Origin of the sequence: Vibrio sp. M60_M70 (assembly GCF_037162085.1) — a bacterium.
GTDB classification, from domain to species: Bacteria; Pseudomonadota; Gammaproteobacteria; order Enterobacterales; family Vibrionaceae; genus Vibrio; species Vibrio diabolicus.
Genome location: NZ_JARLUL010000002.1, coordinates 112,244 through 125,989 on the forward strand (window position 1 = coordinate 112,244; position 13,746 = coordinate 125,989).

The 13,746-nt window shown below is 47.1% G+C and carries 16 protein-coding genes; 11 read left to right on the forward strand and 5 right to left on the reverse strand.

Features of this window, described 5'->3' with window-relative positions:
* Positions 1-22 precede the first annotated feature (22 nt).
* From P4S59_RS16300 to P4S59_RS16320, 5 genes are all read left to right on the forward strand, one after another.
* A complete protein-coding gene (locus P4S59_RS16300) occupies positions 23-973 on the forward strand; it encodes an ABC transporter substrate-binding protein (protein WP_256950577.1) in 951 nt (316 codons plus the stop codon).
* Between the two features lie 18 nt (positions 974-991).
* Complete coding sequence (gene tenA / locus P4S59_RS16305) at positions 992-1,654, forward strand: thiaminase II (RefSeq protein ID WP_006740999.1); 663 nt, start codon at positions 992-994, stop codon at positions 1,652-1,654.
* Positions 1,655-1,672: 18 nt separating this feature from the next.
* Positions 1,673-2,464: a hydroxyethylthiazole kinase gene (thiM, locus tag P4S59_RS16310; protein ID WP_005482855.1), complete on the forward strand. Its 792-nt coding sequence runs from the start codon at positions 1,673-1,675 to the stop codon at positions 2,462-2,464.
* A gap of 63 nt (positions 2,465-2,527) precedes the next feature.
* Positions 2,528-3,142, forward strand: coding sequence for a thiamine phosphate synthase (gene thiE, locus P4S59_RS16315; RefSeq protein ID WP_005459945.1), 615 nt, complete (start codon positions 2,528-2,530; stop codon positions 3,140-3,142).
* 182 nt (positions 3,143-3,324) lie between these two features.
* Positions 3,325-4,050 carry a phosphatase PAP2 family protein gene (locus P4S59_RS16320; RefSeq protein ID WP_005487073.1) on the forward strand — a complete coding sequence of 242 codons (726 nt, stop codon included), beginning with the start codon at positions 3,325-3,327 and terminating at the stop codon, positions 4,048-4,050.
* Between the two features lie 70 nt (positions 4,051-4,120).
* Here P4S59_RS16320 and P4S59_RS16325 read toward each other — a convergent pair whose 3' ends face one another.
* Together P4S59_RS16325 and P4S59_RS16330 are read right to left on the reverse strand one after the other, a co-directional pair.
* Positions 4,121-6,568 carry a trimethylamine-N-oxide reductase 2 gene (locus P4S59_RS16325; protein ID WP_337168682.1) on the reverse strand — a complete coding sequence of 816 codons (2,448 nt, stop codon included), beginning with the start codon at positions 6,566-6,568 and terminating at the stop codon, positions 4,121-4,123.
* 22 nt (positions 6,569-6,590) lie between these two features.
* A complete protein-coding gene (locus P4S59_RS16330) occupies positions 6,591-7,685 on the reverse strand; it encodes a NapC/NirT family cytochrome c (RefSeq protein WP_005391870.1) in 1,095 nt (364 codons plus the stop codon).
* 94 nt (positions 7,686-7,779) lie between these two features.
* Here P4S59_RS16330 and P4S59_RS16335 point away from each other — a divergent pair, with 94 nt between their 5' ends.
* The 6 genes from P4S59_RS16335 to P4S59_RS16360 all read left to right on the forward strand — a co-directional run bounded on the left by P4S59_RS16335 (position 7,780) and on the right by P4S59_RS16360 (position 11,701).
* Positions 7,780-8,541: an IS5 family transposase gene (locus P4S59_RS16335; RefSeq protein ID WP_110176700.1), complete on the forward strand. Its 762-nt coding sequence runs from the start codon at positions 7,780-7,782 to the stop codon at positions 8,539-8,541.
* A 299-nt stretch (positions 8,542-8,840) separates the two neighbouring features.
* Entirely contained in the window at positions 8,841-9,356 is a 516-nt protein-coding gene (locus P4S59_RS16340) for a GNAT family N-acetyltransferase (RefSeq protein WP_047009770.1), read from the forward strand.
* Between the two features lie 9 nt (positions 9,357-9,365).
* Positions 9,366-10,097 carry a glucose 1-dehydrogenase gene (locus tag P4S59_RS16345; RefSeq protein ID WP_006740993.1) on the forward strand — a complete coding sequence of 244 codons (732 nt, stop codon included), beginning with the start codon at positions 9,366-9,368 and terminating at the stop codon, positions 10,095-10,097.
* Between the two features lies 1 nt (position 10,098).
* Positions 10,099-10,569, forward strand: coding sequence for a GNAT family N-acetyltransferase (locus tag P4S59_RS16350; RefSeq protein ID WP_225461492.1), 471 nt, complete (start codon positions 10,099-10,101; stop codon positions 10,567-10,569).
* Positions 10,570-10,687: 118 nt separating this feature from the next.
* Positions 10,688-11,155, forward strand: coding sequence for an HAD family hydrolase (locus tag P4S59_RS16355; protein ID WP_104972190.1), 468 nt, complete (start codon positions 10,688-10,690; stop codon positions 11,153-11,155).
* Positions 11,156-11,188: 33 nt separating this feature from the next.
* Positions 11,189-11,701: a GNAT family N-acetyltransferase gene (locus P4S59_RS16360; protein WP_337168683.1), complete on the forward strand. Its 513-nt coding sequence runs from the start codon at positions 11,189-11,191 to the stop codon at positions 11,699-11,701.
* Here P4S59_RS16360 and P4S59_RS16365 read toward each other — a convergent pair.
* The 3 genes from P4S59_RS16365 to P4S59_RS16375 all read right to left on the reverse strand — a co-directional run bounded on the left by P4S59_RS16365 (position 11,685) and on the right by P4S59_RS16375 (position 13,702).
* Positions 11,685-12,212: a hypothetical protein gene (locus P4S59_RS16365; protein ID WP_054866721.1), complete on the reverse strand. Its 528-nt coding sequence runs from the start codon at positions 12,210-12,212 to the stop codon at positions 11,685-11,687. The two genes, P4S59_RS16360 and P4S59_RS16365, sit on opposite strands and share 17 nt — an antisense overlap.
* Before the next feature lie 238 nt (positions 12,213-12,450).
* Positions 12,451-12,735 (reverse strand): hypothetical protein, encoded by a 285-nt coding sequence (locus P4S59_RS16370; RefSeq protein ID WP_337168684.1) that lies wholly within the window; start codon positions 12,733-12,735, stop codon positions 12,451-12,453.
* Between the two features lie 67 nt (positions 12,736-12,802).
* Entirely contained in the window at positions 12,803-13,702 is a 900-nt protein-coding gene (locus tag P4S59_RS16375) for a DMT family transporter (protein ID WP_150917253.1), read from the reverse strand.
* Positions 13,703-13,746 lie beyond the last annotated feature (44 nt).

The window sequence follows — 13,746 nt, forward strand, 5'->3', positions numbered from 1 at the left end:
GGAAAGAAAAAGGAAGACCCCCGTGAATAAAAACAAACTAATGAGCGCTGTTGCTCTGCTCGCATCAATTGTTTCAACTAACGTACTTGCTGCCGAAAAAGAGCTTACTTTAATGCTGGATTGGTTCGTTAACCCGAACCATGGCCCTATAGTGATTGCACAAGAACGAGGCTACTTTAAACAGCAAGGTTTGAAGGTAGATATCCAAGAACCCGCCGACCCAAGCACACCACCTAAACTAGTTGCAGCTGGCAAAGTCGATATGGCGATTTCATACCAACCTAGCCTGACCATCGACGTAGCGGCTGGCTTGCCATTAATTCGCTCTGCGACCTTAATTGCAACTCCCCTCAACACGTTGATGGTGTTGGATAACGGTAAGAACGATAACCTTGGCGACCTTAAAGGCAAGAAAATCGGTATTGCTATCGCAGGTAACGAAGAGGCGACAATCGGCACCATGCTTGCGCAGGAGAACGTGAAGTTTTCTGACGTGCAAATCATCAACGTCGGTTGGGCTCTCTCTTCCTCTCTCGCATCCGGTAAAGTAGACGCTATTTGGGGCGGCTTGCGTAACTTCGAAACCAACCAACTTGCGCTAGAAGGCTACAAAGCCAAAGCCTTCTTCCCAGAAGAGCACGGCGTACCAGCGTATGACGAACTGGTGTTTGTGGCGAATGCAAAAACCTACGACAAAGCCGCTATCAAAGCGTTCAACAAAGCGCTGGAGCAAGCGACCACTTACATCGTCAACCATCCTAAAGAGTCTTGGAAAGAGTTTGTCGCTTACTCGCCAGACACACTAAACAACGAGCTCAACCAACGCGCTTGGAATGACACGTTAACTCGTTTCGCGCTTCGCCCATCAGCAGTCGATCTAAAACGCTATGACGACTACGCCGAGTTCATGTATTCACAAAAAATCATCGAAACGCTACCAAAAGCGAAAGATTACGTACCGAACTTTGACTAATTACGAGACAGCCCCATTATGAAATACCAAGATTTGATCGACGCTTGCCGCCAAGATTGGCAAGAATACACCGAGCATGCCTTCGTGCAGCAATTGGCCAAAGGCACTCTGGCTCAACCTTGTTTTCTGCATTACTTAAAGCAAGATTTCTTATTCCTAAAACAGTACGCACGAGCTTATGCGCTGGCAATCTACAAAGCGCGTACGTTAGACGATATGCGCCGCGCACTACCAAGCGTACATGCGCTTTTAGATTCAGAGATTGCCCACCATGTTACCTACTGCGGTCAGTGGGGATTAACGGAATCTGATCTCGAAAACGAGCCGGAAGACTTTGGCACGGTGGCTTACACGCGCTACGTATTGGATGCGGGAATGACGGGCGACTTAGTTGACTTATATGCCGCGCTCGCCCCTTGCTCCATCGGCTACGCCGTCATTGGTAAAATGCTGATTGAAGATGAAAACACGGTATTCGAAGGCAATCCTTACGCAAGTTGGATTAACTTGTACGGCGGTGAAGAGTTCCAATCTGGCGTGGCAAGTGGGGCCGAACACTTTAACCAGCTACTGGCTGAAATCGACATCCACAGCCAGCGCGGTCAAAACCTGATTCAGGTCTTCAAAACCGCAACGCGTATGGAAGTGGCGTTTTGGCAACAAGGTCTAAACGCGCAATAAGGTTAATTGGAGAATCTCATGTTAATAGAACAAATCACTCAAGCATTAACCGCAGTGCGTCAGCAAAAGCCTTTAGTCGTGAACATTACCAACTACGTGGTGATGAACAACACGGCGAACGCTTTGTTGGCTATCGGTGCTTCGCCAATCATGGCGCATTCAAAGCAAGAAATGGCAGAAATGATGTCGTTTGCTGGCGCTTTGGTGATCAACATCGGCACCCTAGACAGCGTTTGGACGCCGCGCATGAGCTATGCCGTCGAGCAAGCCAACTCGAACGGTAAAATCGTTGTGCTCGACCCTGTCGGTTGCGGTGCAAGTTCACTACGTACCGAAACCTCGCGCGAAATCGCCCGCCTTGCAAACAAGTTAATCATTCGTGGTAATGCGTCCGAAATCATTGCTCTCGCTGGTGAGCAAGCGCAAAGCAAAGGTGTAGATGCACTCGACAGTAGTGATGCAGCCCTTGGGGCGGCTCACTTCTTGGTTAAAGAGTACGGAGCGAGCGTGGTGATCTCCGGCGAAACTGACTACATCGTGACAAAAGAGCAAACCGTCCAGTTGAATAATGGTCACGAGATGATGCCATACGTAACGGGCATGGGCTGCACACTGACGGCACTGACTGGCGCTTTCGCAGCAATCGGCGACGAAACGGGCCTTGCTGCGGCAGCGGTGCTTGGCGTTGTGGGTGAAATTGCGGCTGAGCAAGCGCGAGGGCCAGGTAGCTTGCAAATGCATCTTTTGGATGAGCTTTACCAACTGGACGAAGAAACACTGGCAACACGTCTTAAATTACAAGTGAGATAAATCACTTCTCAATGCTTTAAACGCCTCTCACTCCAAAGACAGTGGGAGGCAAAAGGAAACATAATGAACGCCTATCGTTTGTATTTGGTCACCGACGACCAACAAGATTTATCCACTCTCAAACACGTTGTAAGAAAGGCGGTAGAAGGTGGGGTCACCATGGTACAGGTGCGCGAAAAACATGGTGACGTTCGTGCATTTATTGAACGAGCTCAAGCCGTGAAGACGATCCTTGAAGGCACTGGCGTCCCGTTAATCATCAATGATCGTGTTGATGTTGCCCTTGCCGTCGATGCCGATGGTGTTCACCTCGGACAGTCAGACATGCCAGCAGAGATCGCTCGTCAATTGATTGGCCCAAACAAGATTCTCGGCTTATCGATTGAGACTGAAGATCAACTGGCAGAGGCGGATTCTCTGCCCATTGATTACATCGGCTTGAGTGCCATCTTCGCTACACCAACCAAAACCAACACCAAAAAACACTGGGGTATTGAAGGTTTGAAAATGGCGCTGAACACCACGTCCTTACCAATCGTCGCGATTGGTGGCATCAACGAAACCAACATTCCTGCTCTGAGTGCGACAGGTGTGCATGGTTTGGCTTTGGTTTCTGCCATTTGTCATGCAGAAAACCCAACCAAAGCAGCAGAGTACTTACTTTCTCTGATGGATTAAGACCCCAACGCTTAAGGATGAGCGCCTTTACCCTCCGGATAAATGTCATCAATTCATCACTCAACCTTCATTCTCTCGTCAAATTGACAAAGCGTTGATAAGTTTTTCACGCCAGATAACGTAAGATAAGCCCCTTATTTTCACGTGGTTGAATAACCCTCAATAAAAACAAAACGCTCTCAATGAAAACCAAAAAATATGGATTGATGATGCTCGCCTTGTTTGTTCTTGGCATCATCCCAATGTCGCTGTTTGGCTCTTATCACGATCTCACCTCACAGGTGCCTGAAAGTCTGGGTATTACTTTTACTTTGCTCACTGATTCTGCTGGCAGCAAAGGCTTTTTAATTACGTTAACACTGCTACTGCTTTCTTTATTTCGCTTTAAGCCAAGTCGCACTGAGTGGATGCAAAAACTCTCAATGTTAGGGTTGTTACTTGTGATTGGCTTTGCCAGCAAAACGGGGCTAAAACTGATGACAGAAAGCCCGCGCCCATACACGGAATTGCTCGCAGCAGAACAATTGATTGAAACACCAGAAACGTTTTATCAGTTAGATACAAAGCAACAAGCCAACGTAATTAACCAGATTTCTGAACACGTCAGTGATTGGCGGACGCGCCATTGGCAAGGCGAGAAAGACTATTCTTTCCCATCCGGCCATACGATTTTCGTTTCGATTTGTTTGGCTTTCTTTGGTGGGTTGTTCTTACAGAACAAGTGCTATATCTCTGCACTGTCATTATGGATGTGGGGAATGAGCGTAGCATATAGCCGCTTATGGCTGGGCATGCATCGCCCTGAAGATTTAATAGGCTCAGTCTTGTTTGTCGCGATTGTATTTACTTTACTCCCGACATTTCAGATTAAGAAACAGATGCCGTTTGTTTCTCTTGCTTCGCGCTAATGTGAACGATTACTAGATAAAAAAGAAGCCAGCGATTCGCTGGCTTCTTGCTTTCAAGCGCTACTTTTTTCTAGCCATTTTTTGGTGGTTCAAACGCTGTTAGTTCTAATTCTGGGCCAGTGTATTTTTCAATACGAACCAGTGCCGAGTTCGCCGCACAGCCGTTTGCAAGTCGAGAGGTCGGAATATCCAACGTTAACACGTTACAACCGCCGTTCTTACAAATGCCGGTTTTCGGATCCAAATCCGGCCAACCGCCTTCATGAATACATACTGAACCTTGCTTGATTCGGTCAGTCACTTCCGCGCCAACCAATACTTGACCACGGTCGTTAAACGCACGAACTAGATCGCCCGTTTTAATACCACGCGCTTTCGCATCTTCAGGGTGAATCCAAATAGGTTCACGGTTTGCAATTGCGTACTCTTCGCGAATCTTCGCGTAGTTAAACTGGCTGTGTAGACGATGCGCTGCGTGCGCGGTCATTAGCTGCAACTCGCCATCTTTTGCATTGCCGGTGTACTCGGTTGGTGCCATCCACGTAGGGTGAGGAGGACAGTCTTCCAACTGGTAACCTTCAATGGTTTTCGAGAAGATTTCAATCTTACCACTTGGCGTACCTAGCGGGTTCATGATCGGGTCTTCACGGAAATCCGCGTAACGAACAAACTGTGCGTTCTTCTCGTTCCACTTCATCTCGATCAGTTGGTTATCCTCCCAGAACTTGCTGAAGTTCGGCATTGCTACGCGAGAGCCACGGCCACCTTGTTGCGCCACCTTGTAGAAGCCGTACAGCCATTCCATTTCGGTTTTGCCTTCGGTGTACACATCACGTCCACCCGGTGCTAGCATCTCCGCCATGTCCGCGAATACATCGAAGTCATTACGCGCTTCACCTTGCGGCTCAACCACTTGCTTCATTGGCACCAAGTGTTGGTTACTGTAGTCACCCGTCATCGTTAAGTCGTTGCGCTCGAACGATGTGGTGATTGGCAGAACGATGTCCGCGTGCTTCGCAGCCGCTGTCCAGTAAGGTTCTGAAATCACGATCAGTTCAGGCTTTTGCCATGCTTTAATCAAGCGGTTGGTGTCTTGGTGGTGAGTAAAGTTCGCACCACCTGCCCACCAAATCATCTTGATATCTGGGAACGTCAGTTCATGACCGTTGTGATGGTAGGATTGACCTGGGTTTTCCAACGCCTCGACAATACGCGCCACAGGGAAGCTTTGCACCGCGCCAGACACCGCCCAGTCGTTACCCGCAGAAGAGCCGCCACCCAGTGATGCTGAAATCGCAGGAAGCACGCCAGCGTCACGAGCAGGGTTACCACCGTTTGAGTAGTGGTAAGAGAAACCAAAACCACCGCCCGGTAAGCCGATTTGACCCAACATCGTTGCCAGTGTAACCAGCATCCAGTGACGCTGTTCACCGTATTGTTGGCGCTGCATGCCCCAACCCGCCATCAGCATGGTGCGGTTTTTACTGAAGATGTCAGCTAAGAGCTCAAGTTGCTTCGCAGGTACGCCACAGATTTGCGATGCCCACTCCGCTGATTTTTCTACGCCGTCTTCTTCGCCCATCAGGTACGCTTCAAATTTGTCGTAACCAGCGGTGTATTTATCGAGGAAGGCTTTATCGTGCTTACCTTGTTTCACCAAGGTGTGTGCGATACCCATCATCATCGCTACGTCGGTCATTGGGTGAGGAGCAATCCACTCCGCATTCTCGCCAAAGAACTCGATGGTTTCAGAACGAATAGGGTCAATCGCAATAACCGTCTTGCCTGATTTTTTTAATTGATGGAAGAACTCAAGACCAGCACAGTCTGTTGAGCTCCACGCGATTTTTAGGGTGTTGATCGGGTTTAAGCCCCAAAGTACAACCACGTCGCTGTGCTCTAGTACCACTGGGTACGTGGTTTGTTGCTCGTACACTTCGATAGAGCCCACAACGTGCGGCATGATGATCTGCGCAGCACCCGTTGAGTAGTCACCCAAGTGGCCTGAATAGCCACCCGCCATGCTCATGTAACGTTGCAGCAAGGTTTGTGCTTTGTGCAGCACGCCACTTGAACGCCAGCCGTAAGAACCAGCAAACACAGAAGCTGGGCCATATTCTTTGCGAATTCGCATGTGCTGCTCGTGGATCAGCTTGTAAGCCTCATCCCAAGACACACGCACAAACTCATCACTACCGCGCACACCTTCTGGCGACGATGGGTTTGCCAAGTAGCCTTTACGTACCATTGGGTACTTCACTCGCGCCTTGGTATGCACTTGGTCAGGCCCAGTAGTTTGTAGACTATTTGGTACAGTTTGTGGCAGAGCATTAGTAGTCGAAACCAACTTACCATCTTTCACTTCACATAACATTGGGCCCATGCGGCCCGCTGTCAAAATGCCCTTGCCACGCTGGTTTGAAGACGCAACAGACATAGGCGCAAAAGAAGTAAATGCCATGGCGCCAGCCGCCATACCTGTGCCTTTTAGAAATCCACGACGGGTTAAATTAGTCATAATCTTATCCTTCTATTTATCGTTAGTGACCAACCACATCTTTCGCGTGGTGCTGGAAGAACTTAGTAAGAATTTCTAGGTTTTCGGCAGTGATGTCTGTTCGATCACCCATACTCTTCGCCACTGGTCCCCATGCGTTCACTGTGAAGTGATTTGAAGGAATTTTCGCGTGACAAGTTGCACAATAAACGTTGTCTAGCTCTTCTGCGTATGACCAAACTGGGTCAAGCGTATCCACAACAGGAGAATCGATCGTGCCTGTTAGTGACACTGCGCGCCATTCGTTGCCGTAAACGTCGGCCTTAAACTCACCGCCCTCAAGAGCTTGCTGACCTTGCTCGGTTAGCGTTGCTACGATGGCACGTTGACCTTCACCCATGTACAGCACTTGCTCTGCGCCTTTCATTTGGAATGCGTCCAACTTAACAGTACGCTCATCACCTTCAGAGCTGATTACTTCTAACTTCGTCGTTGGGTTAATTTTACCCATTTCACCCATTGCGATTTCAGTCACAGGGTAAACGACTTTGGCACCAGGTGATGTTTTTGTGGTGAAGCTCATCAACGTTTCAAATGCCTTGCTGTCTAGCTCAGCTTCTGGTGCAAAGTGAGCAACGCCTTTGTGACAATCGATACACGTTTGATCGTTCGCTTTTGCGTACTCGTGCATTTTCGCTGCATCGCGAGATTGCTCAAATTCTTCCATCGCGTCAAAGTCGTGGCAAGAACGGCACGTTGCAGAGTCGTTTTCACGGAACTGCTCCCACACCATCTCCGCAAGCTCTTTGCGGTGCGCTTCGTATTTTTCTGGCGTGTCGATCTTGCCAGTCACGAACTCATGGTAGATGTCTTTCGATGCACGAATCTTCGTGATCAGGTAGTCCATCGGTTCTTGTGGGATGTGGCAATCAGAACACTCGGCACGAATGCCTTTCGCATTACTGAAGTGCACTGAGCCTTGGTACTCTTTGTAAGGGATTTCCATAGAGTGGCACGAGAGACAGAACTCAGTATCAGAGGTGTAATGCATTACCGCTGCAGTACCACCTAATGTTAACCAGCCCACACCAATGCCGGCAGCAACCAGCAGTGCAACATATCGTTTTTTTATTGACATAATTAGGGCGTGTTGATCTTTCGTGAGTGTTTTTTGAACAGCATGGTAAAGAGTTATAATTTGCTTCGCCAAAAGTAAAACTATAACCAATACCATGCCAAGAACAATGCTAACTGATATTCGCTGGGAACTGCTACTCCAAGTTATGAAAAGTACAGGTCGTATTTACGATAAAACTGAACATCGAATGACATTTGAAGGAATACTTTATCGAATGAGAACAGGTGTTCCTTGGCGAGATCTCCCCTCTGAGTTCGGAGAGTGGAGTAGCGTTTACAGACGATTTAATCTTTGGTCAAAGAAAGGGGTTTTAGATAAACTTTTCAAAAGCTTATCTAGTATGGCTGATTTTGAATGGGTCTTTCTTGATGGCTCTATAGTTCGAGCGCATCAGCATAGTACAGGTGCAGCGACTGAAAGCTCAGAGCAAATAGGAAAAAGTCGCGGGGGCAACTCAACCAAAATTCACTTAGCCGTGGATAGTGGCGGCCTGCCGATTTGCTTTGATTTATCAGAAGGACAACGCCACGATATAGTACATGCCGAAAGCTTAGTTGAGCAACTCGATGAAGTTAATACCATCGTTTGTGATAAAGGATATGACAGCGAACCTTTCCGTACTTTTGTTAAGGAACGTGGCGGAGAAACGGTAATTGCTAAACGCAATTACGGACAAGATATAGACAAAGACAGCATGGATTGGTGTCTATATAAGTATCGTCACTTGGTCGAAAATGCCTTTGGGAGAATTAAGCATTATCGAGCTATTTCAAGTAGATATGACAAGCTAGAAAGGAATTATGCCAGCATGTTATCGCTGGCATTCATGTTAATGTGGCTACCGATGTATTGTTGATCACGAAATGTACAGCAAAGATCAACACGCCCTAGCAACACTTCCAAATAAAATGTAATTATAGATCGCAAAATACTACTTTATGGGTAGTTCTCTCTTGATCCACATCATTTCCGTGTTGCTCTATGTGTCTCAAGTATGAAATTTCGTTATTTTCATCCCATAAATGAATATTCAGTAAGAATTCATTACCCAACCAGGCATTCACCACACAAATCACTTTTGTAAGTGCAACCGTTTGATTAAAGAGATAAGAGGATGAGAAACTGGCTCTCTACATAAATGCTGTAAGGACACGCATGTCAGTTTATATTGAGACTCACCGAAGCCGATTAAGACCTATCGAAGCCAGCGATTGGGAACTATTTCAGCGATTACATTCCGAACCAGAGATCATTGAGCTCTGTTTTGATCGCCCGAGCGAAAAACAAATAAAAGAAAAATTTGCTTCGCGATTATTACCATGGACACCAGACAGTCAGCACTGGCTTTGCCTCGTCATACTCGATAAGCAATCTGAACAACCGATTGGCGTCACTGGCCTTGCCATTGAAGAAGGTAACGCAGAGGTGGGTTACTTACTTTTGCCTGAATTTCATGGCCGACAGTTTGGAACAGAAACCCTTCAAGCGCTTCTAAATTGGGCGAGAGCAACACATGACATCGACCGCTTTTCCGCTACGGTCACTGAAGGGAATATTGCTTCAGAGCGTGTTCTCATGAAGTGCGGATTCGAGCTATCTGAAGTCATTCCTGACGCATACCAAATTGGCGACAAGCGTTACGCCGACAAAATCTACTCACTACAAAAATAAGGATGTATTTTGAATAAAGTAGTCATCGTTACTGGCGCAAGCCGAGGCATTGGAGCCGCAACGGCGAAAAAACTGGCCGAGCAAGGCTATGCCGTGTGTGTTAATTACCGTGCGCAAAGTGAAGCAGCTCACCAAGTGGTCAGAGACATACAAGCAAATGGCGGAAAAGCGATCGCCGTTCAAGCAGATGTATCTGACGAGCAACAAGTGCTCAACCTTTTCGATGCAACAGAAAACGCACTAGGCTCAGTCACCCATTTGGTCAACAACGTTGGCATTCTATTTACTCAGTCACCCTTGGCGGAAATCAGCTTAGAACGCTTTCAGAAAGTAATGAACACTAATGTGAATAGCTGCTTTCTCTGTTGTAGAGAAGCGGCGAAGCGATTCAGTACTGGTGGCGCAATTGTGAACGTTTCTTCCGGGGCATCACGCTCAGGCGCGCCATTTGAATATGTCGATTACGCCACATCAAAAGGCGCAATGGATACCTTAACCAAAGGGCTATCGCTTGAATTGGCAGACCGAAATATTCGCGTCAATGGCGTTCGACCTGGTTTCATTTACACCGATATGCACGCCGATGGTGGAGAACCAAACCGAGTGGATAGGCTCAGCCCTCAAATTCCACTAAAACGGGGCGGTACGGTAGAAGAAGTGGCGAATGCGATCGCTTGGCTACTCAGTGATGAAGCTTCTTATGTGACAGGCTCTTTTATCGATCTTTCAGGCGGTAAGTAAAATGGAAGTCAACATTCGACAAGCAAGTCCCGACGATTTGGATGCAATTTTTGAATTAAACCTACAAATCAACGCACTGCATTTTGCCAATGCGCCTGAAGCTTTTGTAGCACCTTCGGAAGACGACCGAGCGTTCCTCACTCAGGCTCTCGAGAATGATGAACGCTTGTTTTTAGTCGCAGAACATGAAAAGGAGGTAGTCGGCTTTTTAACCGCGATGATCACTCAGAATGAAACCGTCAGCTTTCTGATCAAAGATCCAATTTGTCGAGTAGGAACGATTGTCGTCAATGAAGAACAAAAGCAGCAGGGTATCGGTCGCCAACTACTTGAGGCCTGTGAGCAATGGGCGCGCGATGCCAATGCTACACAAGTTCGATTAGAAGTGATGGAATTCAATCAACCAGCACAGCGGTTTTACGACAAGCAAGGTTTTAAAACTAACTCACGCATTATGCTGAAACATTTGTAACGATAACGACAATTAAGCGCTTTTCACGACTAAAGCCACCTAAATCGCATTTATCGATGCAATTTATCCCCTGATTTTAGAAAAGACGATATGATGTGCGGATAAAGGAGATTCGAACATGATTTATCTTTTCGATTGGGGGAACACCTTAATGGTGGATTTCCCTCACGCACAAGGAAAAATGTGCGATTGGGAACACGTAGAAACGATTCCTCTGGCCAAAGAAACACTGGCAACACTTTCCCAAAATCATGCTATTTACATCGCGACCAGTGCGTCTGATTCCAACATGGAAGAGGTTCAGCGTGCGTTCGTCCGCGTCGACTTAGACCAGCACTTAAATGGCTACTTTTGTTTTGCCAATCTCGGCATCGCTAAAAACCAACCTGAGTTTTATCTTGCTATCGCAAAACAGCTAGGGGTCAACGTGAGTGAGTTAACCATGGTTGGCGACTTGCCCCATAAAGACATTTACCCTGCAATGCAAGCTGGCGTAAATACGATTTGGTTTAATCCAACAGGAGCCAATGCGCCAGCCGATCCCATTCCGAATCAAATTCGCTGTTTATCTGAACTCGTACCTTAACCATCACTAACCTGCACTAATCAAGGAAGATGAATGCAAATTAGACCCATCCAGGTAAGCGATATCGAGCGCTTTACCGAACTGTGGAACCGAGTCTATGCCGAAGGTAAATACCTGCGCAGTCCGGCTCCAGATAAAGACACCCTGACCAATATTTTACGTCGCGTAGAACTTGAATCGATTCCTCAATTTGTTGCTTTGGACCATCACGTTCTGATTGGTAGTGTAGAGATTTTTCCTGCCGAACTGTGCGGTTATGAAGGCGGTCAACTCACTAGCACAGGCATTTTAGGTATTCATATTGATAGAACATTCAGAGGAAAAGGGCTAGGTAAGCAGCTATTGTCTGTCGCACTTAAAAGTGCCTGGGAATATGGTTACGACACCATTGTACTTAATGTTTATAAGGACAACCTTGCCGCGATAGCGTTGTACGAGCGATTTGGATTTGAGTACCGTGGTGAACTAGGAGAAGTCACTCTCCCCAATGGCGAAGTGTTGATGAGTCAGAAGATGATGTTAAGCGCGCCTAACAACCCTCAGTAACGTGCCCTCGGACGATAGACTCTGTGGATGCTTGATTTACATAATAGAAATAGCATGCCTCTTCTGCCAAGGTATACCCTTGCGGCCAAATGTACACCACCCGATCAAGACCTGACTGGTCGACAAATTGATAATCGGGAATAGACACAAAGTGGGTACTATTTGGGTGTTGCTGACCAATAATACAAAAGTCACTGCCTTTGCAGGGAACATCAATTTTGGACACGCCACTCTGCGGCAAATCGATTTCTAATAACGCGCCAATGCTATTGGCGCTCGCTTCTGGCATACCACTTAAGGTTTTTACGTTCCTATCAATATAGTGGACTTGGTTTTGCTCGGCGGCATTGTCTATCGCCACTCGGGCGTTGAAAAATTTAAGCGCGGTACCCAATGACGAATTGGAACTGTGTAACATCGACGCATAGGCTTGGCGATGAATGTGGAGTAGTGTTGGCAACGCAGCCAAAGCGATGAAAGCCAAAGTGGCGAGCACTATGGTGATTTCCATCAGCGTAAATCCCTTTAATCTCACTTTTTTATCTCAGCAGAATGAATGGTCGTTTGCCTCACATCCATGTGAGACCTTGCCAATATATCGCTGATTTAAAACGTTTAAAGCCCTAGTAGATGACAAACAAGAGTCAAGGGCCAAAGTTGAGACCGCTCGCCAAGTTACTATGCAAACGCACACATTTATGTGTCAATTTTAGGACTTTATTTATCAATCACTTATTTACTGAAGTAGATTACCCGAGTAGTGGAACGTTATTACGCACAAGTCCGCGACGTACGTTAGTGCACATCTTCCCGAAACGACGGATCTCATCAAACTGCGGAGTCACACACCGCCCCATTGCCGACTCCCAATAAGTAACCTCTGAATCGACCATTCCTAATAATTTCTTTGGACAACCGATGCACTGCCCTTCCGGCCCACACACAAAAGTTTCCGGTTCGTAAATCGGTAGCTCAGCTTTTACTTGCTCGATGATATTACGCATCGCGGTCATTCGATCTGGCTTTAACGTCATCACTCTGCTCCACGGATTAAGATGAAGCAGAATTGTACTCACTGGCACGTGAATGTCCCTACCCAATTTAGGTATATTCTGTTTGAACCGATTTTTTTATCGTCAGCTCTGGCTTTTTAACCACTAGATAGACCGCAGTGGCCGCCAATGCAAAGCCAGAAATGCCCATCCAATCAAACGACTCACCAAACGCGAGCCAAGCTTGAATCGCGGTTGTTGGCGGCACTAGGTAAAACACAGACGCCACACTCGAAGACGCGCCATTTCTCACCATGTACAGCAGCAGCAGGATGGCCACACAAGAGAGCACGACGACCAACCACAACACGGTCAAAATAAACTCCAGTTCCCACTGAACTTGCATGGTTTCAAACTGCATCGCAACAGGCAGAAACATGATGAGTGCGGCCAAATATTGCACCGTCGCACCACCAACCATATCCACCTGTTGGCAATGTTTTTTCTGATACAGCGTCCCTAACGTTATACCAACCAAAGACAGTAAACAGACTCCAATGGCTAAGAACTTATGTTGCTCAGACTGCCACTCCATGTTTCCCATCAGCACCATAGCGATGCCGACAAAGCCAAGAGCCAAACCTAGCCATTGCGAGGGTTTAAATTCCTCACGAACAAACACCACCAGCAAAGCCGCGGTTAAAATCGGCTGAATGCCCACCAACAACGAACTCAGCCCGGCAGGCATACCCAAATCAATAGCGAAATAAGTGCCGCCTAAATAGAAGCCATGGATCAACACACCCACCACACAGCTGTGCCAAAAATCGCTTCCTGTTGGCAGCCTTCTACGCAACATCGCCACAAGAACCAAAAACAGTAAGACATTGAATGCCATACGGATAGAAAGTAGTGTCGCTGGCTCGGCATACTGCAAACCAAAACGCGCACCAACAAATCCAGAAGCCCAAAGGATGACAAATACAAAAGGGATGGCTCGGATTAACATGATCGCCTCACTCACGCTTGTTTTATGTTTTGAGATACTGTTAA

Excerpts from the sequence above, each read along its gene's own strand:
- tenA (WP_006740999.1), top strand. The coding sequence starts at position 992 with ATGAAATACCAAGATTTGATCGACGCTTGCCGCCAAGATTGGCAAGAA.
- P4S59_RS16335 (WP_110176700.1), top strand. The coding sequence starts at position 7,780 with ATGCCAAGAACAATGCTAACTGATATTCGCTGGGAACTGCTACTCCAA.
- P4S59_RS16365 (WP_054866721.1), bottom strand. The coding sequence starts at position 12,212 with ATGGAAATCACCATAGTGCTCGCCACTTTGGCTTTCATCGCTTTGGCT.
- P4S59_RS16350 (WP_225461492.1), top strand. The coding sequence starts at position 10,099 with ATGGAAGTCAACATTCGACAAGCAAGTCCCGACGATTTGGATGCAATT.
- P4S59_RS16375 (WP_150917253.1), bottom strand. The coding sequence starts at position 13,702 with ATGTTAATCCGAGCCATCCCTTTTGTATTTGTCATCCTTTGGGCTTCT.
- P4S59_RS16355 (WP_104972190.1), top strand. The coding sequence starts at position 10,688 with ATGATTTATCTTTTCGATTGGGGGAACACCTTAATGGTGGATTTCCCT.
- P4S59_RS16330 (WP_005391870.1), bottom strand. The coding sequence starts at position 7,685 with ATGTCAATAAAAAAACGATATGTTGCACTGCTGGTTGCTGCCGGCATT.
- P4S59_RS16340 (WP_047009770.1), top strand. The coding sequence starts at position 8,841 with ATGTCAGTTTATATTGAGACTCACCGAAGCCGATTAAGACCTATCGAA.
- thiM (WP_005482855.1), top strand. The coding sequence starts at position 1,673 with ATGTTAATAGAACAAATCACTCAAGCATTAACCGCAGTGCGTCAGCAA.
- P4S59_RS16325 (WP_337168682.1), bottom strand. The coding sequence starts at position 6,568 with ATGACTAATTTAACCCGTCGTGGATTTCTAAAAGGCACAGGTATGGCG.
- thiE (WP_005459945.1), top strand. The coding sequence starts at position 2,528 with ATGAACGCCTATCGTTTGTATTTGGTCACCGACGACCAACAAGATTTA.
- P4S59_RS16320 (WP_005487073.1), top strand. The coding sequence starts at position 3,325 with ATGAAAACCAAAAAATATGGATTGATGATGCTCGCCTTGTTTGTTCTT.
- P4S59_RS16370 (WP_337168684.1), bottom strand. The coding sequence starts at position 12,735 with ATGACGTTAAAGCCAGATCGAATGACCGCGATGCGTAATATCATCGAG.
- P4S59_RS16360 (WP_337168683.1), top strand. The coding sequence starts at position 11,189 with ATGCAAATTAGACCCATCCAGGTAAGCGATATCGAGCGCTTTACCGAA.